Origin of the sequence: Blautia sp. LMAG:36, from assembly GCF_008680535.1 — a bacterium.
Taxonomy (GTDB): Bacteria; Bacillota; Clostridia; order Lachnospirales; family Lachnospiraceae; genus Blautia_A; species Blautia_A fusiformis.
The window spans coordinates 447,007-473,788 of sequence record NZ_NALB01000007.1; the positions used below are offsets into that span (position 1 = coordinate 447,007).

20 protein-coding genes are annotated in these 26,782 nt (G+C 46.5%); 3 read left to right on the top strand and 17 right to left on the bottom strand.

Annotated features, from left to right (window positions below):
* Window positions 1–9 precede the first annotated feature (9 nt).
* The 14 genes from rhaB to CCC17_RS11555 form a co-directional block, all read right to left on the bottom strand.
* A complete protein-coding gene (rhaB, locus tag CCC17_RS11490) occupies window positions 10–1,413 on the bottom strand; it encodes a rhamnulokinase (RefSeq protein WP_044961882.1) in 1,404 nt (467 codons plus the stop codon).
* A gap of 269 nt (window positions 1,414–1,682) precedes the next feature.
* Complete coding sequence (locus CCC17_RS11495) at window positions 1,683–2,852, bottom strand: substrate-binding domain-containing protein (RefSeq protein ID WP_287083127.1); 1,170 nt, start codon at window positions 2,850–2,852, stop codon at window positions 1,683–1,685.
* Window positions 2,853–2,997: 145 nt separating this feature from the next.
* Window positions 2,998–3,975: an ABC transporter permease gene (locus CCC17_RS11500; protein WP_118608415.1), complete on the bottom strand. Its 978-nt coding sequence runs from the start codon at window positions 3,973–3,975 to the stop codon at window positions 2,998–3,000.
* 11 nt (window positions 3,976–3,986) lie between these two features.
* On the bottom strand, window positions 3,987–5,498 hold the full coding sequence (locus CCC17_RS11505; RefSeq protein WP_118608416.1) for a sugar ABC transporter ATP-binding protein: 1,512 nt from the start codon (window positions 5,496–5,498) through the stop codon (window positions 3,987–3,989).
* 21 nt (window positions 5,499–5,519) lie between these two features.
* Window positions 5,520–6,494: an ABC transporter permease gene (locus CCC17_RS11510; protein ID WP_021652142.1), complete on the bottom strand. Its 975-nt coding sequence runs from the start codon at window positions 6,492–6,494 to the stop codon at window positions 5,520–5,522.
* Window positions 6,495–6,651: 157 nt separating this feature from the next.
* The gene (locus CCC17_RS11515) at window positions 6,652–7,659 is read right to left on the bottom strand and encodes a substrate-binding domain-containing protein (RefSeq protein ID WP_022427197.1); all 1,008 of its coding nucleotides are present in this window, start codon (window positions 7,657–7,659) and stop codon (window positions 6,652–6,654) included.
* Window positions 7,656–9,443 carry a cache domain-containing sensor histidine kinase gene (locus tag CCC17_RS11520; protein WP_015527303.1) on the bottom strand — a complete coding sequence of 596 codons (1,788 nt, stop codon included), beginning with the start codon at window positions 9,441–9,443 and terminating at the stop codon, window positions 7,656–7,658. Before CCC17_RS11520 ends, CCC17_RS11515 begins: the two co-directional genes overlap by 4 nt.
* Window positions 9,440–11,056, bottom strand: coding sequence for a response regulator (locus tag CCC17_RS11525; protein WP_147602920.1), 1,617 nt, complete (start codon window positions 11,054–11,056; stop codon window positions 9,440–9,442). The genes CCC17_RS11520 and CCC17_RS11525 overlap by 4 nt, the downstream gene beginning before the upstream one ends.
* A gap of 248 nt (window positions 11,057–11,304) precedes the next feature.
* Window positions 11,305–12,306 (bottom strand): aldo/keto reductase, encoded by a 1,002-nt coding sequence (locus CCC17_RS11530; RefSeq protein ID WP_147602919.1) that lies wholly within the window; start codon window positions 12,304–12,306, stop codon window positions 11,305–11,307.
* 46 nt (window positions 12,307–12,352) lie between these two features.
* Window positions 12,353–13,282 carry a 1-phosphofructokinase gene (pfkB, locus tag CCC17_RS11535; protein WP_195274298.1) on the bottom strand — a complete coding sequence of 310 codons (930 nt, stop codon included), beginning with the start codon at window positions 13,280–13,282 and terminating at the stop codon, window positions 12,353–12,355.
* A 1-nt stretch (window position 13,283) separates the two neighbouring features.
* On the bottom strand, window positions 13,284–14,336 hold the full coding sequence (locus CCC17_RS11540; protein WP_015527307.1) for a galactitol-1-phosphate 5-dehydrogenase: 1,053 nt from the start codon (window positions 14,334–14,336) through the stop codon (window positions 13,284–13,286).
* Between the two features lie 2 nt (window positions 14,337–14,338).
* Complete coding sequence (gene xylB, locus CCC17_RS11545; RefSeq protein ID WP_173761180.1) at window positions 14,339–15,856, bottom strand: xylulokinase; 1,518 nt, start codon at window positions 15,854–15,856, stop codon at window positions 14,339–14,341.
* Window positions 15,856–16,881 (bottom strand): LacI family DNA-binding transcriptional regulator, encoded by a 1,026-nt coding sequence (locus CCC17_RS11550; protein WP_173733389.1) that lies wholly within the window; start codon window positions 16,879–16,881, stop codon window positions 15,856–15,858. The genes xylB and CCC17_RS11550 overlap by 1 nt, the downstream gene beginning before the upstream one ends.
* Window positions 16,882–16,915: 34 nt before the next feature.
* A complete protein-coding gene (locus CCC17_RS11555) occupies window positions 16,916–17,767 on the bottom strand; it encodes a class II fructose-bisphosphate aldolase (RefSeq protein ID WP_287083128.1) in 852 nt (283 codons plus the stop codon).
* Window positions 17,768–18,108: 341 nt separating this feature from the next.
* On the opposite strand from CCC17_RS11555, the gene CCC17_RS11560 reads away from it, so the two are divergent.
* Window positions 18,109–18,555, top strand: coding sequence for an RbsD/FucU family protein (locus CCC17_RS11560; protein WP_015527311.1), 447 nt, complete (start codon window positions 18,109–18,111; stop codon window positions 18,553–18,555).
* 117 nt (window positions 18,556–18,672) lie between these two features.
* Here CCC17_RS11560 and CCC17_RS11565 read toward each other — a convergent pair whose 3' ends face one another.
* The 3 genes from CCC17_RS11565 to glf all read right to left on the bottom strand — a co-directional run bounded on the left by CCC17_RS11565 (window position 18,673) and on the right by glf (window position 23,771).
* Window positions 18,673–21,621 carry a C1 family peptidase gene (locus CCC17_RS11565; protein ID WP_287083129.1) on the bottom strand — a complete coding sequence of 983 codons (2,949 nt, stop codon included), beginning with the start codon at window positions 21,619–21,621 and terminating at the stop codon, window positions 18,673–18,675.
* A gap of 39 nt (window positions 21,622–21,660) precedes the next feature.
* A complete protein-coding gene (locus tag CCC17_RS11570) occupies window positions 21,661–22,533 on the bottom strand; it encodes a hypothetical protein (RefSeq protein WP_287083130.1) in 873 nt (290 codons plus the stop codon).
* 122 nt (window positions 22,534–22,655) lie between these two features.
* Entirely contained in the window at window positions 22,656–23,771 is a 1,116-nt protein-coding gene (gene glf / locus CCC17_RS11575; protein ID WP_287083131.1) for a UDP-galactopyranose mutase, read from the bottom strand.
* A 196-nt stretch (window positions 23,772–23,967) separates the two neighbouring features.
* On the opposite strand from glf, the gene CCC17_RS11580 reads away from it, so the two are divergent.
* Together CCC17_RS11580 and CCC17_RS11585 are read left to right on the top strand one after the other, a co-directional pair.
* Window positions 23,968–25,002, top strand: coding sequence for an Rpn family recombination-promoting nuclease/putative transposase (locus CCC17_RS11580; protein WP_287083132.1), 1,035 nt, complete (start codon window positions 23,968–23,970; stop codon window positions 25,000–25,002).
* Between the two features lie 193 nt (window positions 25,003–25,195).
* Window positions 25,196–26,761 carry a Mu transposase domain-containing protein gene (locus CCC17_RS11585; protein WP_287083133.1) on the top strand — a complete coding sequence of 522 codons (1,566 nt, stop codon included), beginning with the start codon at window positions 25,196–25,198 and terminating at the stop codon, window positions 26,759–26,761.
* Window positions 26,762–26,782 lie beyond the last annotated feature (21 nt).

A 26,782-nucleotide genomic window follows, 5' to 3' on the forward strand; every position in this document is an offset into this window, starting at 1 on the left:
TCCAATTATTTATGCTTTGTATACTTTAATACCGAAGGACTCATGGATGGTTGTACGAGCCTCCTCGATCGTTTTAAACTCCTCGGCCTTCAGCATCTGTGCTGTGATATTACCGATTGCAGTAGCCTCACCAGGGCCTGCATGGATTTCTTTCTTTGTAGCTTTTGCAGTCAGCTCATTTAAGTATCCTGCATTGGAACCACCGCCTACGATATGGATACGGCTGTAGGTTCTTCCTGTCATCTCCTCGATTTCTTTTGCAATCTTAGCGTAGCAATCTGCAAGGCTTGTATAGATAACGGTTGCAATCTCGCCAAGAGTTTCCGGAACCTGCTGTCCTGTTCTGCGGCAGTAGTCCTGAACCTCTTTTGTCATGTTCTCAGGAGAAAGGAAGCACTCATCGTTTGCGTTTACTCTTGACGGGAAGTCTTTTGCCTCCTCAGCCATCTCGCAGATCTGTGCAAAGCTGTACGCATCATCAAACTCATGACGTACAGACTGGATCATCCAGAGACCCATGATGTTCTTCAGATAACGGAAACGTCCTGCATATCCACCCTCGTTTGTGAAGTTCATCTCACAGCTCTTCTCAGAGCAGTCTGCTTCTTTTCTCTCGATTCCCATCAGAGACCATGTTCCGGAACTGATATAAATAAAATCGTCATCATTTGCAGGCACAGCCAGAACTGCAGACCCTGTATCATGTGTAGCCGGTGCTACAACCTCAAGATCAAAGCCAACTGCTTCCTTCACTGCGTCTGTTAAATGTCCGATGCTTGTGCTAGGCATGATCAGCTTCTGGAATATCTTTCTTGGATATCCCAGCATATCGATCAGCTCATAATCCCAGTCCTTGGTTGTCGGGCATACAAGCTGTCCTGTGGTTGCCTCTGTGTACTCGCAAGTTTTTTCGCCTGTAAGAAGAAAATGGAAGTAGTCCGGTACATGAAGAAGTGTCTCAGCCTGCTCCAGATACTCAGGATGTTTCTTCTTCACTGCCATCAGCTGATATACTGTATTGTAGATCGCTTTCTGGATACCGGTTCTTGCATACAGATCCTTCAGGGAAATTGTCTTATAAACTTCCTCGTCCATTCCCTCTGTACGATGATCACGGTAGCCTACCGTGTTGCCAAGAACCTTGTCATCCTTGTCTAGAAGCACGAAGTCAACACCCCAGGTATCAACACCCATGCTTACCGGGATCTTGCCGATCTCTTTACATTTTTTGAGACCATTTACGATCTCGGTGAAAAGGCGGTCAAACTCCCAGCAGAGCTCTCCATCCTTCTTAACCATGCCGTTCTCAAAACGATAGATTTCTTCCAGGATCATTTTTCCGTTTTCCATATGTCCCAGAATGTGACGTCCACTGGATGCTCCGATATCTACTGCTAAATAATATGTTGCCATTTTTAAATCCTCCTCAATATGTAAGCTTCTGATCACTTTCATATCTGATGTTGTATTTATCATACATCAGGATCCTTCCGGTGATAAGAACCTCTTTTGTCAAAAAAAGTGTCTTTATTTGCCAATAATACAGCGATTATTTATGAACTACTACATTATTTGTTTAAAAAATCCGCTGACTGAATCAGCCAGCGGATCTCTTATTTCATACGTCCGAACGCAATCCGCGTTCATTATAACTTCACGATCTTATCAATTATATGATTTGATTAGTCATAAAGGTTAGGAGCGATATCCTCGTCTTCCATATTTGTTGCATCATACCAGTAACCGTCTGTAGGAACATCCTCAAGCTCCTGGCCGTTTGCTGCTGCTGTCAGAGCGTAGATTGCATAGTATCCCATCATAAGAGGAGACTGTGTAACAGCACCGATGAATGTGCCATCTTTAACAGCTGCTTTGATGATAGAACCAGCATCGAAACCAACACCAACTACATCACCGTTTGCCGGGTCAGAACCAAGAACGTTAAGGTTAGCATTTGCTGCAAGAACACCCTCTGCAGAAACCTGGTTGGAACCGAATACTGCGATACAGTTCTCCTGGGAAAGGATTGCCTGAGCCTCTGTGGAGCAAAGCTCTACAGTTGTCTGTGCCGGAACAGCTACCTGGATAACAACGTCTGCGTCTTTAGCATCAGCATCAGCACCCTCTGCTGCGTTAACATAGAACTCGTTACCGCTTACTGCTACAGTCTTGCCATCAGCCTGAAGAAGCTCGATCATCTTGTTGATGAATCCAGTACCACGCTGCTGAATGTTCTGAGCTGTTGCATCCTGGTTAACCTCACCGATGATAACCTGTCCGTCTGCATCTTTAACAACGTCTTTAATGGAGTTGTACATATTCTCAGCTGCTACTGCACCAGCCTGTGCGTTGTCTGTACAAACCTCGCATACTACAGATCCTTCCGGAGCATCAGCGATACCTGTATCGAAAGTTACAACCGGGATACCTTTTTCTGCACATGTCTTAAGAGCATCCTGAACAGAAGATGTATCGCAAGCTGCAAGTCCTAATCCAACAGGATTGGAGCCGATAGCTGTGTTGATCATGTTAACCTGGTCAGCGATATCGGACTCACTGTTCGGTCCCTGTGCTTTATAAGTAACGCCCAGCTCCTCAGATGCTTTCTTCATACCTTCCTGAGCTGCATCCCAGTATGTAGACTGGAAAGATTTAACCATCATCGGGAACTCATAAGCTTCGTTTGCTTTCAGTCCGTCGAACTGTGCAGTAGGATCCTCAGCTGCTGTGGAATCTGCAGATTTCTCTGTTGCTGCATCTTCTTTCTCCTCAGCTGCAAAAGCTGCAGTTGCACTCATGCTTGTTACCATTGCTGCACAGAGCATTAATGCCATAACCTTTTTTGCTTTCATATAATATTTCCTCCTTAAATATATTATATAGTTTTTTTATGTTCATACGCCATTGCTACCCCTTGGCGTTTCACATCTTTGATAATGGGTACTGTCACATTTCTCTGTGAACAGCACCCTTTTTCACATTATATCTCACTGCTTATCAGTGAGCTGCTTTTTTCTCTTTCAGGATATCGATCAGAACGGCTACGATCAGAACGATACCAGTGATGATCTGCTGCCAGTTTGCCTGCAGGCCGATATATGGAAGACCTGTTTTCAGAAGCATGATGACGAAGATACCAACGAATGTACCGATCACGGAACCATATCCACCGGTAGCTGCTACACCACCAACGAATACACCACCGATAGCATCCATCTCAAGTCCGGCACCAGTACCAGGCTGTACAGTAGGTGTTACTGCTGCGTATGCGATCGCTGCAAGACCTGTAAACAGACCGCAGACAACGTATACCATTACGTGATAGAACTTTGTATTGATTCCGGAAAGGGCTGCTGCCTCTTTGTTGGAACCGATTGCAATTGTATAACGACCGAATTTGGTGTGGTTCAGGATGTACTCCATAAGAAGAACCAGAATGACCATCCACAGGAATCCAAGCGGATAACGGGAAGCACTTCTTCCTGTACCAACAGTTACTTTAAAGATTGTGTGGAACCATCCACCATCCTGTGTAAGTCCCGGCCAAGGTGTCGCACTGCAGAGAGATCCGGCACCACGGGTGATCATACAGGTACAAAGTGTTGCCAAAAATGGCGGCAGGTTCATAACACCGATCAGTACACCGTTCAGTGCACCGACTGCGATACCAAGAACAACACAGATCAGCATTGCCAGAGCTACCGGGCAATTGTTGTTTCTGATCAATGTTCCGGCGATCAGTGCGTATGCTACCATACCAGTTCCGATTGACAGGTCAACACCACCAGTGATAAGCGGGAATGTAACTCCGATCGCCATAAGAAGATCGTAATATGAGAAATCCAGCATACTCAGGATCGTGGTGTACTGTCTGAATTCTTTACTCAAGCCTGAGAATATTGCACACAGGACAATGATAACGAGCAAAACAATAAATCTCTGATCACTTAAAATACTTTTTTTCTTCTTAGTCATGACTTTCCTCCTTAATCGATATTCCGTGTGGCCTTGTCCATGATGTTTTCCTGGGTTGCCTCGGAGATATCAATACATCCGGTAACTTTACCCTCACACATGATGATGATACGGTCACTCATTCGGAGAACTTCCGTCATCTCAGAAGAAATCATGATAATGGATTTTCCTTCTGCTGCCAGTCTGTTCATTAATTTGTAGATTTCGTTCTTAGCACCAACATCGATACCTCTGGTAGGCTCATCGAAAATAAGGATGTCACTGTCTCGTGTCAGCCATTTTGCGATAACTACCTTCTGCTGGTTACCACCGGAAAGGTTAACTACCAGCTGGTCTGTAGTAGGTGTCTTAGTTGCAAGTTCGTTTACATATTTCTCAGCAACTTTTTTCTCTTTTGCTTTGTTGATAAAGATACCATTGGTAAACTCTTCCATTGTTGCCAGTGTTGTATTCTCTGTTACAGATTTCTGTACAACACAGCCGTATCTTCTTCTGTCCTCTGACAGATAACCGATACCGTATTTAACAGCATCCTGCGGGCTGTTGATGGTAACTTCGTGAAGCTGTCCATCTTTACCCATAACAGAGATCTTACCACTCTGTTTCGGGTCTGCTCCGAACAGTGCTCTGGCTGTCTCGGTACGTCCTGCACCCATCAGTCCTGAGAAACCAAGGATCTCACCTTTCTTCAGTTCAAAGCTTACATCTTGAACCATCTTTCCTGCGTTCAGATGTTCAACCTTAAGAACTACCGGTGCATCTGCCGGAACTGCACTCTCCTGCTTCGGATCCTCATAAATAACACGACCAACCATCATGTTGATGATATCTTCTTTTGTACTGTCTTTTGTGATGAGAGTTCCTACGTAACCACCATCTCGCATGACTGTTACACGGTCTGTGATGGTTTTGATCTCATCCATACGGTGTGAGATATACACGATACCAAGATTTTTCTTACGAAGGTCACGGATGATCTCGAACAGATCCGCGATCTCTTTCTCGGTAAGTGCTGCGGAAGGCTCATCGAAGATGATGACCTCAGCTTTATGAGAGATTGCTTTTGCGATCTCACACATCTGCTGTTTTCCGACTGTCAGGTTTTTCATCTTTTCCTTCGGATTGATCTCAATGTTCAGATCCTGGAAAAGCTTCTTTGAATCCTCGATCATCTTTTTGTCATCAATGCGGAAACCTTTTTTCGGTTCACGTCCGATGAAGATGTTCTGAGCAACGGTAAGATCACCTACCATGTTCAGCTCCTGATGTACGATTACAACGCCGGCATCCTGTGCCTCACGTGTATTGTGGAATTCTGTTTCCTGTCCTTTGTAAACGATGGAACCTGAATCCTTCTGATAAATACCGGTAAGAACCTTCATCAGTGTTGATTTACCGGCACCGTTTTCTCCCATAAGTGCATGTACTTCGCCGCGTTTTACTTCGAAATTAACGTGATCCAGAGCATGAACTCCAGGAAAGGACTTATCAATGTCCTTCATAGTTAAAATAACTTCACCCATTGTCGCATCCTCCCTCTAAGATCAGTTCTTTCTGCGTCTTGCAGAAACGTCGATATAAACTGCAACGATAACGATGATACCTGTGATGATCATCTGCTGTCCTTTACCAAGACCAAATGCCATGATGCCCTGCTGAAGAAGAGAGATGATGAATACGCCGATTACAGTACCGCCGATGGAAGCAAGTCCACCAACCATGGATGTACCACCCATAACGCAGCCTGCAATAGCCTCATTGTTGTACTGATCGCCATAACCAGGCTGAACAGTTGTGTATGTAGCTACAAAGAAGAGTGCTCCAATACCTACCAGGAATCCGCAGATCACATAAGCAAGCATTTCCCATTTCTTTGTGTTAACACCGGAAAGGCGGACAGCCTCTTTGTTGGAACCAAGGCAGAGGATGTAACGTCCCGGTTTTGTGTTGTAAAGAACGATACCGCAGATAACTGCCATTCCCAGGAAGATAATGATTCCTACAGGGAAGCCGTTTACGGAAACGATATTACGGAACCAGCCGTTTGCATCGCTGGCTGCCGGCCAGCTTACAGACTGTGTTTTTGTGAATACAGAAGCAATACCTTTTGCAATGTTCATGGATGCCATGGAAATAATGAATGGTGGCACTGACATGTAAGAAACCATCCAGCCATTGAAAATACCAAAGCAGAGACCGATCAGAATGCAAAGGATCATGGCAACTGCACAGGGAACCTTGTAAGATGTCATGCAGTAACCGGATACCAGTGCACAGCAGAACATTACAGGTCCGATGGAGAAATCAATTCCTCCTGTAGCGATTACGAATGTAACGCCAAGTGACAAGAAGCCCAGGAAGTACACATAGTTCAAAGTAGACTTGATACTATCAACAGCCGGAAACTTGTTTCCAAGAACTACTTTAAAAACCAGGAACATAAGAATCAGAACACAGACAAGAAGTATTCTGTTCAATCCGAGCTTCTTAACGATTGGATTTTGTTTTAAGTTTTCCAATTTTTACCCTCCTCACGTTTTGCACGTATCTTGTGTTTTCTTGGTTATTATAATACCGTCAAAAATCAATAATTGTAATAGAATATCTTTCAAAAAAAGGTTAAATATTTACTGTATGGTAAATATTTAACCCTTTTCTTTGTGCATTTATGACTATTTACGGTGTAAGATCACCATATGTTTTTAACGTATTAAACGGGAAAAGCAGTTTTTCGATCTCACTGGTATACATATTGTCAGGAGTCACCAGCTGGCACCCGGAATTAATATTCTTCTTATAGTCTTCTCCACGCAGCATCTTAACAGTTTCCCGAACACCCACATACCCCATTTTAAATGCCTTCTGTACAACGATTCCCTGGAAGATTCCGTGTTCCATCAGCTGGACGGCCTCCTGTGAGCTGTCTACTCCCACCACCCTGATCCGATTCTCTGCTTTTGCTGCCTTTACTGCTCTTGCAGCACCTACAGAGGAATATTCATTCATTCCCGCGATCATCTTGAGATCCGGATATTTTTTCATCAGCTCTTTTGTAAGCTCATAGGACTTGTCATACTGAGAATCACAGTATACCACATCTACGATATTATCCTTCAGACTGCCAAGTCCTGTCCGGAAACCTTTTTCTCTTTCAACTGCCGTAGATACACCCTTTACATGTGAAACGATCGCAATCTGATCATCCGTTCCCACAAGATCCTTCGCAAACCTGCCAAGGATCTGTCCCGCTTCCAGATTATCGGTCGCAACGGTAAGATCCTGGACCTCTTCCTGTGTGTAGGAATCAATAAATGCGATATGTATTCCCTGTTCCTTTGCCTTCTTCAAAAGCTGGTCGGATTCAGTGAAGCTGGACGGCGAGATCAGGATCGCGTCCGGTTTTTCTTCTATTGCCCTTTCGATCAGCTTGTTCTGCCCAGCCACATCATTCTCTTCCTCAGGTGCCCATACGCGGATATCTGCATTATATTCCTTTGCAGCCATCTCCGCCCCCTGGATCAATGATGTCCAGAAATCATTGGTACCGTCCACAACCTTCGGAATATAGATCAGCGATAGTTTTCTCTCTTCTTCTACCTGTTTATAATAGACTATTCCGGCTACAAGCCCCGCCACAAGGCAGATGACCACTCCTAAAGTCAGGAGTTTTCTATGTTTTTTCATATTGATTCCTCCTGTATTCCCGGAATGGTGATCGTGGCAGTGGTTCCGACACCTTTTTCACTTTCATAGGTGATCCCGTAATTTTCTCCATAATAAAGCTTCAGACGTTTCTGTACATTGTAAACACCCACACCATTGGAATGATAATTCACCTTATGCTTATCATAAATATGTGACAATGTTTCCTCATCCATACCTACACCGTTGTCGATCACCTGAAGAACTGCATTTCCGTCCTTCATAAAGCCTTTTACCTGCAAAAGTCCCTTACTCTCTTTATATTTCAGTCCATGATAGATGGCATTTTCAATGATCGGCTGGAGAACCAGCTTGATCAGAGGGATATTTAATATAGAAGGTTCTACATCGATCTCGAATTCCAGCTTGTCCTTGTAACGCATCTTCTGGATCGTAAGATAACCCTTGGCATACTCCACTTCCCTTGCAAGAGGAACCACTTCATCTTCATTACTGATGCTCTGACGAAGAAGACGCGCCAGGGATGCTGTCATCAGAACAACCTCTTCGTACTTTCTGCCCTCTGCCATCCAGATGATCGAATCCAGGGTATTGTAGAGAAAATGAGGATTGATCTGGGACTGAAGGGCCTTAAGCTCACTTTTTCTCTTTGCTTCCTGTTCCTTCACGTTCTGCTCCATAAGATCCTGTATCCTATGTGTCATCACATTGAAAGATTTCGTCAGGCTTCCAATCTCATTCTCTGAATCGATCTCCACATCTGCTCCGTCAAAATGCCCTTCCTGTACTCTGGACATGGAATCTCTGAGACGCTGAAGAGGATATGTAAGACTCTTTGCCAGAAATCTGGAAAAAAGCAGTGCCACGATCATCAGAAGTGCGGAAATAAGCACATAAATACTCTGTGCCTGATTGCTTTTGCGCAGAAGCTCGCTGACGCTCATACAACCCACAACGGTCCATCCGGTTTTATTTGATCTGGAAATGGAATACAGCTTTCCTCTGTTTCCCTTTTCGGTACGCACCGTATCTTCTTTTGATTTCACGATCAGGTCGATATTCTCAGTCTGCAATTCATTGTAAAGCTGCTGCTGTTGGGGATGGTATACAATATTTCCGCTTTCATCCAGAATAAATGCGTATCCCTTTTTCCCGATCGTATTCTGATCACAAAGTTCACTGATGGCACTGTAATTCAGATCAATAAAAAAGACTCCCTCTTTCTCACCACTGTTGGAAAAATTACGGATTCCCCTGCTTAAAGTGATCACCCACGGACGCTCTCCGCTGATGATGTGCTGTACATGAGAAGATGTAAGAAGCGGGCCTTCCGGCTTCTGTAAAGCTTCCAGATACCACTCCTGGGTGGAAAGCTTCAGATCCGGATTCACAGACTGTTTGCCGTCGTTGATCAGCTTCCGTCCATTACTTCCAATGATTCCAAGATTTCGGATATCACTTCGTCCATCCAGAATAGTCTTGAACTGATTGATCAGACGCTCTCTTGTTCCATTGTCCACATTTTCACCAAAAAGATATTGCTGTACATCCTCGTTACTGGAGATCATATAGGCTATATTTTCCATGTAATCAATATAGGAATCAATATTCTGATTCATCTGCTGCACGATATTCTGGGTGTAGACAGCAGAATTTTCAAAAATAGAATTGCGGGTATATCTCATGGAAACACCTGTTATGACCAGCACCGCACTTAAAAGCAGCACCGTCACTACCGCAAAGATCGCACTCTGGATACTCTTAAATTTTCCTATGATCTTTGCCGCAAACCGGATATCTCTCATTTACGTTTCTCCCTTGCATATTCTGTTGGTGTGCAGCCGGTCATTTTTTTGAAGGAGATCCCAAAATAATGGGGATCTGCAAATCCGACTTTCTCGGCAATTTCATAATTCTTCATAGTTGTATTCTCCAGAAGTTCCTTCGCCTTCTCCATACGGGTACGGATCAGAACCTCTGTAAAAGTCTCTCCCGTAAGATCCTTAAAGATCGTACTGAAATAGCTTGTACTGATATTCAGATAGGAACAAATACTGTTCAGGCTTAAATCCGGATCCATATAATTCTTCTGGATATAATCCAGGGCAAGTCTGGCCTGACGCTGTCCGCTGGAGCTGTTTGCATCAGAAAGTGTCTGGAAAATCTCTCCGATATGATTCCTGACCAGTTCAACAGCACTGTCAAAAGAATTCTGCTCCGTAACCTGCTGCAGAAGTGCTTCTCTTTTGGAAAAAAGCCTATTGTCCGGAACCATATCCTCACAGGTCTCATCTGCTGCACGGATGATCTGCTGAAGATACACGCAAGCACGACTCTTATCCACCCGCGCTTCCTTGATCTCAGAAGAGATCTGTTCCAGAATATGCTCTGCGTTTTCCTTTTTACCCATTTTCAGAGCAGCTGCCAGCTTCTCTACATAAGCTTTAATGGAAAGATTTTTTTCCTCCGGCTGTTCTTCCATATCAATAAGAAGGCTTCCTCCAAGAAGATAACGATATTCAATAGCTTTCTCTGCAAGTTCATGGGATGCACGAAGCTCCTGCTGAGTTCTGGCCCAGCTTCCCACACCGATAGAAATATCCAGCGACATCAGTTCCTTCAGCTTATCCTGGATCGTCCTGCAGATCTCCATTATCTTGTGTTCAAACTCTCTGGTACGGTTTCCCATGAAAAGAGCACCGACCTTGTTATTTCCGGCCTGATATGCCACTCCTGCTTTTTCTTTGCTGATGATCTCATCACTGATATTAAAAAGGACAAAAGACATCAGTGCACTCTCCTGGCGTTTCTCCGCAGTAAGCTGACTGCCGTCCGAATACAGATCCAGATCAAAAACGGCCACACGATAACATGCTGCCTCAAGATCGATTCCTAGTGCTGCAAGCTCTTCCAGACTTTCCTGCCGTGTCTTGATATTATCCACAAAGCCCTGCAGCGCTCTGGAACGGATCACAATGGCGTTTTTCTGATAATTCTCGGAAGTCTGTGTCAGACGTTCCAGCTTCTCTTTTTCTTTTCTTTGCTGGTCCACCTTCTCCTTCATTTTTCCGATAACATTTCTGAGTTCCATGGCTGTCACCGGCTTCAGCATATATTCACTGACACCATACTGGATCGCCTTCTTGGCATACTCGAATTCTCCGAATCCGCTGAAGATCACGATCACGATGTCCGGATAATTATCATGGAGAAAACGGCTCAGTTCCATACCATCCATATATGGCATAAGGATATCTGTAAGCACGATATCCACCGGATGGTTCTGTACAAATTCCGCTGCTGCTTTCCCGTTATCACAGTCTCCTACCAGCTCACAGTCCATTGCTTTCCAGTCAATATTCTCCCGGATCGCATCTCGAACAAGTATCTCATCATCTACCAGTAAAATACGATACATAATTTCTGTTGTCCCCCTCTGATCAGTTTCTGTTGTTTTTATTGCACATCCCCCTGACAGATCCTTCCCCCCGTCTCTGTCATTTTCATTGGTAAGATTACTGTCCTTTCTGTGAACAATAACTGTTAATTCTTTTTATATGTTAACATGTTTGGTTAAAATTTACAACGGAGTTTCTTAGTCCAAATTAAATACAAAGAAATCCCGCATCCAACATATGGAACACGGGATTTTCCTGCATATTTTTATTATTTTACGATAACGCCATCCTCGTCCCAGAGGTCATGCCAGTCCCTGGCACCATGCCACAGAAATACCTGTCCTTTTACAAGACGGTTGCCTTTTTCCAGAGTTGCGATGGTTGCCATTTCTTTCTCTGTAAGGGGATCCTCTGTGACACATTTCAGGTTGCTTGCATAGTTGTGCACAGAGAACGGAATGGAGATCTCTCCTCTCTGATGTGCCCATTTCAGAGCGATCAGAGCCGGATGAACACCATGTGCCTTTGCGATCGCCTGCATCTCCGGAACCTCCAGATCCGCAACATCCTCCGGGCAGATATCTCTCTCCGGTCTGCGTGGAGAACCAATCGGCATATAGCCTACCGGCTGGATGTTATGCTCTACCAGATAATCATAAAGCTCCTGCTGCTGGAAGCATACATGAAGCTCAAGCTCACAGGTTGCAGGTTTGATCTTCATAAGCGGAAGAACTGCCTCAAGCTTCGGAATGGTCATATTGGAAATACCAATGTAACGGATCTTTCCTTTTTCTACCAACGCCTCACACTGGCGGTATGTATCCATAAACTCCTCCACACTGAAGGGTTTGGACTCCGGATTTCTGGAATCCACATCACATCCCGGTGCATGATAGTTCGGGAATGGCCAGTGGATGAAATACATATCCACATAATCGCACTGAAGATCCTTAATGCTCTTGTCGCAGGCTTCCTCTACTCTTCTGTGCATGTCGTTCCATACCTTTGTCATGATAAAAAGATCCTTACGCTCTACAACACCTTCGTCAAAAGCGTCCTTAAATACCTGGCCAATCTCATGCTCGTTTCCGTAACATGCGGCACAGTCAAACATACGGTAGCCACTGCGGATCGCGCCTGCAACAGCTGCAGATACATCCTCTGCGGATACACGGTCGGAACCGAATGTTCCCATTCCGACACACGGAACCTGCTCGCCGGAAGGAAGTGTCACTTTCGGCACAATTGCCGGATTGATAACTTCTGCCATCTTTACATCTCCTTTTTTATAAAAATTTTCTTATTATAAGCTTATCTTATAAACGCCTGATCTCGATCTTCGGAAGAAGAGCCTCCATATCCTCCATCACAAAGAAGCCCGTTTCCTCGCGCATGGCTGCCGCCGCTGAGATCGCACTGGCTCTTTGCAGAGTCTCTTCCAGGGAAAGTCCCTCACTTAATCCAAGGGCAAAACCTGCGATCATGGAATCTCCGCAGCCTACGGTATTTACCGCATCGATCTTCGGAACCACCGCACGGAAAATCCCTTCCTCTCCGACTGCCAGGGAACCATCTGCTCCAAGCGAGACCGCCACGATCTCCACACCACCGGCATGGATGGCTTTCGCTGCTTCAATGATCTCGTTGATATCGTCACAATGCTTGCCTGTCAGCATACGGATTTCATCAATGTTAGGCTTGATCAGTGTCGGTGCTGCCTTGATTCCCTCTTCCAGAAGCTTGCCGCTGGTATCCAGGATCACCGGTTTTCCGGCGTCTTTCACAATCTTCACAAGGCGCTGGTAGGCACTTCCGTCAAGTCCCTTCGGCACGCTGCCGGACATCGCCACAACAGAAGCATCTTTTACAAGCTGGCGGAATTTTTTCTCAAAGCCCTCAAAATCTGCCTCTGTCAGTGTAAATCCCGGCTCCAGGAATTCGGTCTGTACATGATTCACCTCATCCCAGATGTTGATACAGGAGCGGCTCTCCGCCTCTACATGGTAAAAAGCACTCTTAATGCCAAAAGGCTTCAGGGCAGCTTCTATATAATTGCCTGCGTGGCCGCCTACAAAGCCGGTGGCAACCACTTCAGCACCGTAAATGGACGCCGGCTTGGAAACATTCAGTCCCTTTCCGCCGGGAACGTAGGTACATTCACGCACACGGTTCACTTCGCCCACTTTAAAATCATCCACTACATAACGCTTGTCAATGGCAGCGTTTAAGGTTACTGTCAGGATCATATCAGTCTTCCTCATTGGAAAGAAGGATCTTTCCTTTTACAAGGCCCGGCGTCTTGAACAGCTGGAAGGCCTCCTGTGCCTGGCTCATCGGGATTTTCTTATAGATGAAGCCCGGGTCAAACTTCAGCTGGCCGGTTGCAAAATAATGCGCCGTCAACTCCCACTCACGTCCCGGATACGGGGCACTGTAGGACATCCAGGAACCGGTAAGCTTGAACTCCTTACGGTTCATGTTCTCCCACTCCTTCGGTGTAAAGGTAAGGTTTTCATGAGGAGTACCAATGAAGCATACATGTGCCTTGTTTGCTGCAAGCTCAAATGCCATATGCATGGTAGGAACCTGTCCTGCTGTCTCAAATACGAAGCCGTAGCCCTTTCCACCTGTAATGGCCATGGCTTTTTCCATATATCCCTCTTCCTTTGTGTTGATGATCTCATCTGCGCCGAGACGCTTTGCAAGAGCAAGTCTCTCATCGCTGATATCAAAGACCACTACCTTCTTGGAGCCGAAGATCTTTGTCCACTGCATGGTGAACATACCAACTGTACCGCCGCCAAGGATCGCCACATACTCACCGCCGTGGTAATCGTTCTGGAATACACCGTGGATAGCTACGGTTGCAGGCTCAAACATGGCTCCCTGCTCATATGGAACATTATCTGCGAATGGTACTGCATTCTGCTCAGGAACCACTACATAATCTGCGTTTGCTCCCTGCTCTCTGGAACCGATGAAGCTGTAATGCTTGCAGAGAGAGAAATTACCCTTCTGACAGTCGTCACACTTCATACAGGGAAGAAGTGGTGCACCGGATACACGGTCGCCGACCTTCACCTTGGTAACGCCTTCTCCCACTTCCACCACATCGCCGGAAAATTCATGTCCAAGCACGATGGGATAAAAATGTACGCCGTGATTTAATACACGCGGAATATCAGATCCGCAGATCCCGGAATATCTTACCTTGATCTTCACATGGCCCGGTGTTACCTGAGGTTCTTCCACTTCCTGATATTGAACATCCTCATTTGCTACTACTACTGCTGCTTTCATGATCACTTTTCCTCCTCATTTCTCATCATAGGTTCAAGAGATTTATAGAGATTTAAATAGGTTTTATAGGTTTTCTCATAAACGTCCCGGTTTTCCGGGTTCGGTTCATGTCTTCTTGTTTCCTTTACCGTAAGACGGATGGCCTCATCATAATCCTGATACATTCCAACACCAACACCTGCCAGAATCGCTGCGCCAAGTGTTGTTGCCGTATCAGAGGACGGCACTACGATGGGTTTTCCTGTGATATCGGATTTGATCTGTGTCCAGAGAAGAGAATTTGCAGAGCCTCCCATTGCGCGGAGAACTTCCACATCTGCTCCTGCTTCCTTTGCCACCTCAAGGTTGTGTTTCAGAGAAAGTGCTACGCCTTCCATACAGGCACGTACCATATGTCCCTTGGTCTTGGCAAAATCCAGTCCGTAGAATACGCCCTTCGCATTAGGATTCCAGATCGGGGAACGCTCACCGGACATATATGGAAGAAATACCACTCCGTCACTACCTGGTGCGACCCTTTCCGCGATCTCATTGAGCTGATTCAGAGAAGAGCCTTTTTCTCCTGCTACAGAGCGCTCATAATCTGCAAACTCACGTTCAAACCAGCGCATGACACCACCACCTCCGGTGGTTCCTCCCTGAAGGAGCCACTGTCCCGGAACCACGTGATAGCCAAGGATCAGTCTGGGATCTGCCTTGTACGCATCCATGCAGATGCTCATTCCGCCGGCCTGTCCTCCCTGCTCCTGTGTCTCACCCGGATGGATTACTCCGGCCCCCAGTGTTCCGCATGCCGCATCCAGACCACCGGCAACAACCGGTGTTCCCACAGCAAGGCCGGATTCCTCCGCCGCCTTCTCTGTAACTGTTCCCACAACATGATCACAGGCACAGATCTCAGGAAGAAATTCCATGGGAATCCCAAGCTTTCTGCACATATCCTCATCCCAGGCTGCCTTTCTCATGTCAAAGCAATGCAGGCCATAGCCCTGGGAAACATCCTGGCTCATCACACCTGTCAGCTTATATGCAATGTAGCTGTTAGACTGCAGGATCTTGTGGATCCTTTGGTACACCTCCGGGAGATTTTCTTTATACCAGAGGATCTTTGCAGTTGTGTAGGACGGCTGAAGGGAATTACCGGATACTTCAAAAATCTGCTCTGCCCCGATCTCTTCATTCAATCTGTCACAGATAGACTGTGCTCTGGTATCCATCCAGATCGGAGTGTTTGTCAGTACATTTCCGTCCTTATCCATGGCAATGGCTGACCAGCTCTGGCCGTCAATACCGATGCCTGCGATCTCCTCAGGTGCTATCCCCGCTTTTTGGATGGCCTTCTTTACCGCCTGACAGACAGCACTCCACCATTCTTCCGGATCCTGTTCTGCCCAGCCCTCCTTCGGATAGTAAACCGGATAATCGCCGTTGGCCGCAGCCACAACCGTTCCCGATTTTTCAAAAACCGCAACCTTACAGGCACTGGTGCCGATATCAATACCTAATAAATATGGTTTCATTATAGATTCTCCTTCTCGTCCAGCACACGGACGGATTTTCCCATGATGATCTCTGCGCCAAGCTTCTCCGTGATCGGTTCTGTTTCTTCACTTGCAGCCCCTTCCAGCCGTTTCAGCATGATTCCCGCCACTTCTCCGGCAATCCCCTGTGTAGGCTGTGCCACAATGGTAAGCTTGGGATTGCATGCTCTGGCAAACTGCAGATTGTCAAAACCGATCATAGACAGCTTTTCCGGTATCTTAAGACCCAGCTCATTCATCCCGATCACCGCCCCCATGGTCATCTCATAGTTGGTAACAAACACGGCCGTCATATCCGGATTGTCCGCAACAAGCTTCTCAATTCCCTGCACACCGCCCTGAATGGTATAATCGCCGTGATAGATCAGAGATTCCCGTACCGGTATATTTTCTTTTTCGTATGCATTGCGGTACCCCTGGAGACGTTCCTGAGCGGTGGAAATTTCCTCCGGTCCGCCAATGATCCCGATCTTACGGTGTCCTGCCTGAAAAAAAACTCTCATTGCGTCCTCAGCCGCCTTCTCGTTGTCTACAAGAACACTGTCACAGGAAAGCTCCCGGATCCTGCGGTCAATGAGTACGATGGGCTTTCCGGTTTTCTGGAATTTTTTCAGATGATTGCCTTCCGCATCTACCGGCATGCTGATGATCCCGTCCACACGCTTCCGGCTTAAAAACTCCACTGCATCCCGCTCCAGTCTCTTATCGGTACGACAGTCACAGACAATAGTCGCATATCCGTGACTCCTTAAGACATCTTCCATTCCTGTGATGATCTCCGCGCAAAAGGTATTGTTAAGCTCCGGGATCACCACGCCGATGGTCTTGGTAGCATTGGTCTTAAGCCCTCTGGCCACCTCATTGACCTCATAATGCAGCTCCTGAATGGCCTCCTCGATCTTTATTCTGTTTTTTTCTCTTACGTTTCCGCCGTTAAAATAAGAAGAAATCGTTGCGAGCCCAAGTCCGGTCCGCCTGGCAATATCTTTCATGGTTGCTGCCATACAGATCACTCCGTTTCTGTTTTTTTACAGAAGATCATTCTGCCTTTCCATCACAGCCGCAAACCTTCATACGCGCCTCAACCAGCTCCTTCACTGCCTGGATCGCTTTCTTTCCGTAGGCCTTCGGATCGATGGTGTTCTCATTCTCTGCAAAGGTCTCCTTCACTGCCTTGGAATATGCAGCACGAAGCTCTGTTGCAAAGTTAACCTTGCAGATACCACGTTTTACACAGTCGCTGACATCCTCATCACTGAGTCCGGATGCCCCGTGAAGAACAAGGGGGATATCTACAACTTCACGGATCTCGCTTAAGCGTTCCTTGTCAAGAACCGGTGTTCCCACATAGAAACCATGTGCGGTTCCGATGGCAACTGCCAGGGAAGTAACACCTGTACGCTCCACGAATTCCTTCGCCTCCTGCGGGTCGGTGTTAGTGTCTGCCTCAGCCTCAAGATCATCCTCTTTACCACCGACCTTACCGAGCTCAGCCTCACATGGGATATCCAAGGCTGCTGCCACATCCGCAACTCTCCTGGTCTCTCTGATATTATCCTCAAAATCCAGCTTGGAACCATCGATCATCACAGAGGTATAGCCTGCATGCATTGCCTGCATCGCAAGCTCAAAGCTGCTGCCGTGGTCAAGATGAAGGCATACCGGAACGGAAGCCTTGGCTGCCTCTGCTGCTACGATCGCAGCGTAAGTCTCAACCGTACCATATTTAACAGTAGAAGGTGTTGTCTGAATCATAACCGGTGCTTTCAGCTCCTCAGCTGCCTGGATGATTGCCTTCACCATCTCCATATTCTCTGCGTTGAATGCTCCTACTGCATATCCGCCCTTCTGTGCCTTTAACAGCATTTCCTTCGATGTAACCAGTGGCATAATCTTCTCCTCCTTGGAATCATTGTGTTTGTTTTGTATTATTTTCTCATTTGGTTCAGAAACCGAAACGTTTCCGTTTGAGTTCATCATAGCGCTCCATACGTTTTCTGTCAACCATAAAATTTTCATCATTTACAGGAAAATATTCCCTTGAAAAGAAGACCAAATACCGTTAGATTAATTAATAAGAGTTCTAAAGCCTGTGGCCGGGCAGGTCTGTCTGATACTACCGGCGTCATAACAGTTTCGGAAATCCATGTATCCTGTTCTGATCACCTGAGCCTGATGCTGTAATTTCCGAAATGCTGTAAGTACACAATGATCTTAGGAGGATATGAACTATGTTAAAAGGAATTCCAGAAATCTTATCACCAGAATTACTGAAGGTTTTATGTGAGATGGGACACAGTGACCGTCTTGTTATCGCTGACGGAAACTTTCCTGTAGAATCCATGGGAAAAAATGCCATCACCATCCGCTGTGACGGACATGGCGTTCCGGAGATCCTGGATGCCATCCTGAAGCTCTTCCCGCTGGATACCTATGTAGAGCATCCGGTAAACCTGATGGAAGTAATGCCTGGCGATAATGTGGAGACACCGATCTGGGATACATATAAAGAAATCGTTTCCAAACATGACGAGCGTGGCGAAAAAGCCGTCGGAAACATCGAGCGTTTCGCATTCTATGACGAAGCAAAAACTGCATACTGCATCATCTCCACAAGTGAGAAAGCACTTTATGCCAACATCATGCTCCAGAAAGGCGTTGTGATCAACAACGACTGATCTTTTTTTTGAACTGCCTGATATAATCATATATAATACACATATTCAACCAAAACATAAAACGCCCGGATCTGGATTGAAACATTCCAGATCCGGGCATTTTATATTTTGACACGTTTATCTCTTTGCTGCTTTTGCGGCATATCCTCCGCAGAGTACTTTTCCACCGGAGGTTTTTATCCCTGCACGCACCGCATAGTAATACGTTGTTCCCTTCTTTGCGGTCTTATCCTCAAAGGAGGAACGGCTGCCTCCGGAAACTGTACTGATCTTTTTCCATGAACCCTTTCCAGTCTTACGGTAGATCTGATAGCAATCTGCTTTCTTCTGCGCTTTCCAGCAGATCTTCAGCCCTCTGGAGGTCTTCCTGACACTGGATATCTTCTGAAGTTCCGGATAGGACAGGATATAGCTGCTTGCCTGATATCCTCCGAAAACTTTTTTCCCGTCTACATTCTTATATGGCCTCACAGCATAAGCGTAGGAGGTGATTCCCTCAATCTTCGTGTCCTGCCAGGACAATACTTTGTTGTTCACGGTTCCGATCCGAACCCAGCTTTTCCCTTGGAGCTTCCGGTAGATATGATAGCCACTGGCTCCGGAAACCTTCTTCCAGGATACCCTGTTACATGGTCCGCTGACAGCCGTAGCCACTGCACGGGCCTTCCCCAACTCCGCTTTTGCTGATAACGGCGAAGATGCGGCTCCATAAACAGTTTTCTTTCCGGAACGTACATAAGAAGCCCGGATCCGATACGTATAAGTGCTTCCTGTTTTCACTGCAGTATCCTGCCAGGTCACTACATCTGCTGTTACGGTTGCCATTTTTTTTGAATTTCCGCTTTTATCCCAGCGATAGATAGCATAACGATTGCAGCCGGGAACTGCTTTCCAGGAGATCCGTATCCTGTTAAATGCCTTGGAAACCAGTTTTACACCTGTCGTCTGACGAAGCTTCACCGTAACCTTACAGGTAGCCCGGATTCCCCTGGCATTTTTTCCGTAGCAGGTTATGGTTGCTGTTCCCGGATTTTTTGCAGTAACAACGCCGCTTCCATTTACAGCAGCCACACTGGTATCTGAGCTTTCCCAGACAATGCCGGAAGCAGCCATCTCGGATCTGGTAGCCGAGGCATTCAGTGTTTTCTGATCTCCGGAATACAGATCTATCTCAGAGGAAGAAAGCTGCATCCTGGCCGCACTGCTCAGAGTCCTGGTATGCGCCTTGATCCTCGGCGTTACCGATGGATTAAATTCAACCGCATCCATCCAGGTATCCTCCGCGTTATATCGCAGAAAGCTCTGACCGGATACGATAGACGGAGAAAAGCTGCACCAGCCATAACTAACCTCTGCCTCCACACAGTATTTTATATATGTGCTTCCTGCATTTGTCACCACAATAGAATACAGACTGTTCTGGCTGAGCAGGACCTCCGGGATCTGAAAGGTCATAACCCCAGCCATCGGCTGACTGCAGGAAACCGGTGTGGAATACGCCGGTGTTCCACTGGTAGGATCACTGGCATCCTTCAGATTTGTGTATACCTGCACAGTATAGGAATTATTGGCAGACATGGAGCTAAGCGTCACCTCACCAAGCGATTCCGCTTTTCCATTTCCTGCACTGGCACGAAAAACCGTGGACAGCTGTTCCCCTGCATACATGCGGATAGAACCAAGTCCCGACGTTCCGTCATAAAAATAATTGTTGCTATATTTCGGTGTATTGACAGCCGTAGCCGCAACCAGCTCACTGACAGACTTATCCTCATAGGACATATAAAAATATCCGGATTTTCCCCAGCCTGTACCCCAGCTGTTCTTGACGATCCAGGCTCCGTCTCCCTTTACCTTGGAAGATGCCCGGAAATTCTTCGCAGAATAATTGTCATCCCAACCCACCACTGTAACTACATGATTCACGTTCTTGGTGCTGGTAGGATAGGAATAGGCCGCTGTACTTGCATTGTAATAGGCATTCTGTGCATTATACATCACAGTGACCGAATTATTTGCAACCAGAAGCTTCTTCATGGCATTTACGGAATAATCGGAAAAATAGGCATTTTTCAGATAAGCAGCTGCATTGTACGCCTTGGATGCCGCCGGAGTCACACCGGTTTTCTGTGTATGCGTGGAATCAGTTGCCAGAGGCACATCCCCTTCTGTTGTCATTCCGGACCAGGTGCTCAGAAACATGGAAGCCAGAAGATCATTTCCGCCCTCATGATAATCTGCGTTTCCTTTATCATCTGTCCCCATATGCTTATTGACATCCCCGTAGGTATTTCCAAGCGGGTCATTCTTTCTGTTTGCAAAAAAATACGCCAGATGCTCTTCCGACAGATCATAAGTTCCAAGGCCCTGGGTCAGAAACGAAGTTTCCAGAAGAGAGGCCATTCCAAATGCCCAGCACATACCGTAGGGCTCCTGATTCTTTACGGAAGTGACATATCCCTGATCCGCTGCATTATAATAGGACGGATAGGCCGCAGCTCTTCCCATCGGTACCTCATCCACATCATTTCCAATCTCCACGGCGGTGGAATAAGAGGTCAGATTATCAAAGGGTGCCAGCTGTTCCTGCTCCTCTTCCTCCGTAAGCGGACGGCCCTTGATATATTCGATGCCGGACTCACCACTGTCTGAGGCATCCCCGAAGCTCTCCTCACCGTCGCCAAAGGTATCCTCTTGGGAATCAGAAGACAATCCTTCTGATGTTTCGGGAGTCTCTGTATCCTCCTCGGAGCTCTGCAAAGCTATATCCTCGGTATCCCCGTCGGCTGCCTCTGCAATATCCTCGGTCTGTTCATCCGGGATACCGATGTTCTCTGTGGTATTCTCTGCGGTGTTCTCTGCGGTATTCCCTTCTGCGGTCTCCGTCGTATCCTCTGCTTCCGCCGACTGCGTCTGTGTATCTTCTAACCATTCTTCATTGAAGCCTTCCGCAGAATCACTGAAGCCTTCCACATCGGCTGCCATGACCGAAACCTGGCTGCCCGCAACTGCCACACACAGAAGAAGCGGCAGTAATTTCTTCCTGACAAGCTGTAATCTCTTCACAAAATTCTCCACTTTTCTTATATTGATCTGGTTTATCTGTTAACGTTTCTTCAAATGATAACCCAGAATTCCGATTACTGCAACTACTGTTGCGATCCCGATCCAGATAAACGGACTTTTATACCAGGAATTTTCTTCTTTAAAGGATGTCGCAGCTGTGCCATTGACCGGCTTGGTGACAGCTTCATCCACAGATTCCCCACCTTCTGTTGTTCCATCCGCTGCAGGCGGTCCCTGGACCTCGCCTCTCTGAGCCTGAGAACTACCTGTGCTGGCTGTCCCTGCAGGTGGCCCCTGAACCTCACCTCTCTGAGCCTGAGATTCATCTGTGCTGGCCATCCCTGCAGACGTTCCCTGTCCTTCGCCATTCTGAGCCTGAGAGCTGCCTGTATTGTCCGTCCCTGCAGACGTTCCCTGTCCTTCGTCATTCTGAGCCTGAGAACTGCCTGTGCTGGCCGTCCCTGCAGACGTTCCCTGTCCTTCGCCGGCTGCGGAATCCTGCGTATCGGATGCGTCTCCCTGATTCACTGCAGAAGTCTCTTTCTCTGTGCCCCCTGCGATTCCGGCCTTCGCCAGCTCCGCATCCTTTGAGGGCCGCAGCTCCTCCAGCGGCACATAACCGTATCTGCCATTATACTCTGTATATCCCCAGGTCTCACCATTCTTCTCTGTCTCCCCTTCGATATGCAGGACAGTACCATCCCTTACCGTCTTATCATTGAGCTTTTCACCTTTTCCGTCGGTGGATGGATAGATATCCACACCAACTCCACCGGAATCCACCGTCATATAATAATCTGTGGTATCTGCCGGAGCTTCCACCTTCATCACAACCGACTTGTCCGCATACACCGGAACACTCATACTCAGCACCAGCATTCCTGCCAGAAACACACCTTTGCACCTTTTCATTGCTCTTTCCTCCCTCAAAAAATCTCACTGCCATTCTATGCATAAAATCCCCTTATATTTCTCTTTTGCCTTGGCTCCGAAATATAAGAGGATCTTATCATTAGTTATATCCAGTATCTTTTTTATGCAAGCTCCCGCTCACACATATCCAGCGCAGAAGCGATCACCGCATCCATGTCATAATATTTATATTCGCCAAGACGGCCGCCGAAGATCACCTTCGGTTCCTTCTCTGCAAGCTCCTTATACTGTCCGTAAAGCGCTCCGTTCTTCTCATCATTGACCGGATAATACGGCTCATCTCCAGGTTTCCACTCGGAACTGTATTCCCGGCTGATCACCGTTTTCGGAAGATCATTCCCCTCCTCATCCTTTCCGAACTCAAACCATTTATGCTCGATGATACGGGTCCATGGAGTCTCCACATCCGTATAATTCACTGCTGCATTTCCCTGGAAATTAGGTTTATCCAGTGTTTCATTCTCAAAACGCACAGAACGATACTCCAGAGTTCCCAGCTTATAGTCAAAATACGCGTCGATGGCACCTGTGTAGATCACCTTCTCCGCCATTGCATCGTACTGTTCTTTTTTCTCCAGATAATCCTCATTCAGCCGTACCTCGATACCGTCCAGCAGATTGGCAACCATCTTCGTATAACCACCCACCGGGATTCCCTGGTACAGCGCATTGAAATAGTTATTGTCAAAGGTCAGACGCACTGGAAGCCTCTTGATGATAAAAGCAGGAAGCTCCGTACACGGCCGTCCCCACTGCTTCTCCGTATAGCCCTTGATCAGCTTCTCATAAATATCCGTACCTACAAGACTGATAGCCTGTTCCTCCAGATTTGAAGGTTCCTTGATCCCTGCAGCCTGCCGCTGCTCCTCGATCTTTGCCGCAGCCTCCTCCGGAGTCACCACGCCCCACATCCGGTTAAAGGTATACATATTAAACGGAAGACTGTACAGCTCCCCGTGATAATTGGCAACCGGACTGTTGGTAAAACGATTGAAGGTGGCAAACCGGGTGATATAATCCCAGACCTTCTTATTATTGGTATGGAAAATATGTGCACCGTATTTATGCACGTTGATTCCTTCCACCTTCTCTGTATATACATTTCCCGCAATATGCGAACGCTTGTCGATCACAAGCACTGACTTCCCGGCACGCTTCGCCTCCTGTGCAAAAACCGCACCGTAAAGGCCGGCACCTACGATAAGATAATCGTACATTGATTTCATTCTCCCTGTTCTTTCATTGATGCTGTTATTTTAACACCGGAAAAGGGCAGCTGGCAAGAAGCCACTGTAAAATCCCGATAAAATATCAGATATCCGCTTCTCAAACACCAAAATGTATGATACCCTGTAACTGGATCAGATAATAAACTACTCTGATCACATAAACAGATCGAAGGTGGTGAAACCTATGGGTACAAAGGATACCATCACCAAAGATTACATGGCTGACAACTGCGTTTTTGCGGATGTGTTCAACCATATACTGTACAAAGGAAAAAACATCATAGACCCTGACACTCTTCATCCACTGGATACCACAGCTCTCGCTGCCCCCTACGGATCCGGCACTTCAGAAGTTCCTGTCCAGAAATTCCGGGACGAATTCAAATCCCTCAATGTTATGCACGATGATTCAAGGATCTATCTTCTCCTGGGGATTGAGAACCAGTCGGAACCTCACTTCGCAATGCCGGTCAAGAACATGGTCTATGATGCATTAGAATACGCAGGGCAGGTAGAAAATTCCGCCAGGTCCCACAGAGAAGCAAAGCAATGGCCTTCCACATCCGGAGAATATCTCACCGGTTTCTACAAGGATGACCGGCTCATCCCGGTCATAACCACGGTCGTGTACTTCGGTTCCGACACCTGGAACGCTCCCAGGAGCCTCCACGAAATGCTCTTTGTCCAGGACCCCGAAATTCTTTCCATGGTCCCGGATTACCGGATCAATCTCTTCTCACCTGCCGAGATAAAGGATGAAGAACTTGACAAACTCCAGAGCAATCTCAAAGAAGTCATGCTCTTCATCAAATATTCCAAAGATAAACGGAAGCTTCAGGATCTTACCTCACAGAGTCCCGGCTTCCGGTCACTCGAGCTCAAAGCAGCCCGGGTCATCGACTCCATAACAGGTATTAACTTACGTTTCACAGAAACAGAAGGGAGGGTTAATATGTGTCAGGCTGTTCAGGAAATGTGCGATGATGCACGTGCCGAAGGCCGTCAGGCCGGATTGGCAGAAGGTCGTACTGCCGGACTCGCAGAAGGCCGTACTGCCGGACTTGCGGAAGGCCGTACAGAAGGCCGCACAGAAGGCCTTCAGGAACAAGCTATGCTGACAGCACAGCGTATGCTTCAGGATCCAAGATTCTCCCCTGAAGACATCTCCAGATTTTCAGGCCTTTCTCTTGAGGACGTGCTGAAATTACAGAAGAAATAGCTTGTATTGGAAATGCTCAGATCCTTTGTGGGGGATCTGAGCTGCAAATTCTGCTCGAACGGTACGCCTATTCTGAAATTAGCGGTACATCCATTCTGATTTAGCGGTATGCGTTTTCTGCTCAAAGCGGTACGTTTTTCCTTTATTATTGTGATGTAACTATTATTCATCACAGTGCAAAGGAGGAACTATTATGCACGACTACAATACTATTCTTGGAGTCATAGAACTTCGACTCAGTAAAGTCAGTTATGACGCCGTACAAAAACGTTACCGGATTGGACGGAGCGGGATTGCATTGATTATGAACCGCTATAATGATTCAGGATTATCACTGGATGATCTTCGGCAAATGCCACCCGCAAAGGTTGTTGATCTCATCTATCCAAAAGAAAACCTTCGACATAAGGACATTCCACTACCTGATTTTGAAAAAATACATGAGCAGATGATCCAAATGGGAAAGCATGCCGACTTGAGCTTTCTATGGATCGATTATAAAAAAGAGCATCCCAATGGTTACCAGCTTGCCCAGTTTTATAAGCTGTATCGTGATTTTATGGTAGATACTTATGGTACTTCAAAAACATCTATGCCTGTGGAACGGATCCCTGGTGAAAAGATGTATATTGACTGGGTAGGCGACCAGCCGGAACTGCTACTGGACACAGCAGCTGGCGAACTTCGGAAAGTTCACATTTTTACAACTACACTTGGTTTTAGCAGCCTTGTTTATGCAGAAATCTTTCTGGATGAAAAACTTCCACATTTTATTGCCGGCACAGTACACGCACTGTCTTATTATGGGGCAGTTCCTAAATATCTTGTCCCGGACAATCTGAAAACAGCTGTTACCATGCATAGCAAAGATGAACTTGTGCTGCAGTCAGCCTTTTCAGATCTGGAGACCTTCTATGATACGGTCATTCTGCCTCCGCCGCCAAGGAAACCGAAAGGCAAACCGACCGTTGAAAATCATGTGCGTTTCTTAGAAACGCATCTGGTAGAAGAATTAAAGAAAGACACTTATACCTCTCTGGAAGCCCTGAATGCTGCGGCCAAAAAGATCGTAGCGGACATCAACCAGCGTCCTTTCCAGAAAAAATCTGACATTCGGAAATCCCGCATGAATGGATTTGAAAAGTATGACAAACCGCGTATGAACCAGCTTCCAGGCGAAAGTTATACACTTTGTGATTATAAATACTTTCTTAAAGTTCCAGATAATTACCACCTTGAGTATGATGCCCACTACTATTCTGTATTGTATACCTATAAGGGGAAGTCTGCAATTCTTAAGGCTACCATGACGGAGATACGGATCTGCGACGAGTATAACCGGCTGATCTGCCGACATCCGAGATCTTATCGTGATTTTCCTCTTTACATTACAGATGACAGTCATATGCCACCAGAACACCTGTATTACAAAGAAGTGAATGCACATGACGGAGCTTATTACAGACGGTGGGCATCTGTCTATGGAGAATCTATGGTAACTCTTATTGACAGGATACTCCGCAGTTCCAAACACGAGGAACAGGCATACAACAGCTGTGCCGGTGTACTCCATTCCTGTAAGGATGTTCCTCACCGACTGGTTCGGGAGGCTGCTGAGAAATGCGTAGAAGCTAATGCCTGCAAGTATTCTTATTTCAAGAAAGTGCTTGGCATGGTCCAGAATAATCATTCCAGCAGCGGTATAAACGGAAAACTTCCTTCCCATACAAACATCCGTGGAAAGGAGGCATACAAATGAGTTCATCCCATGACATTACAT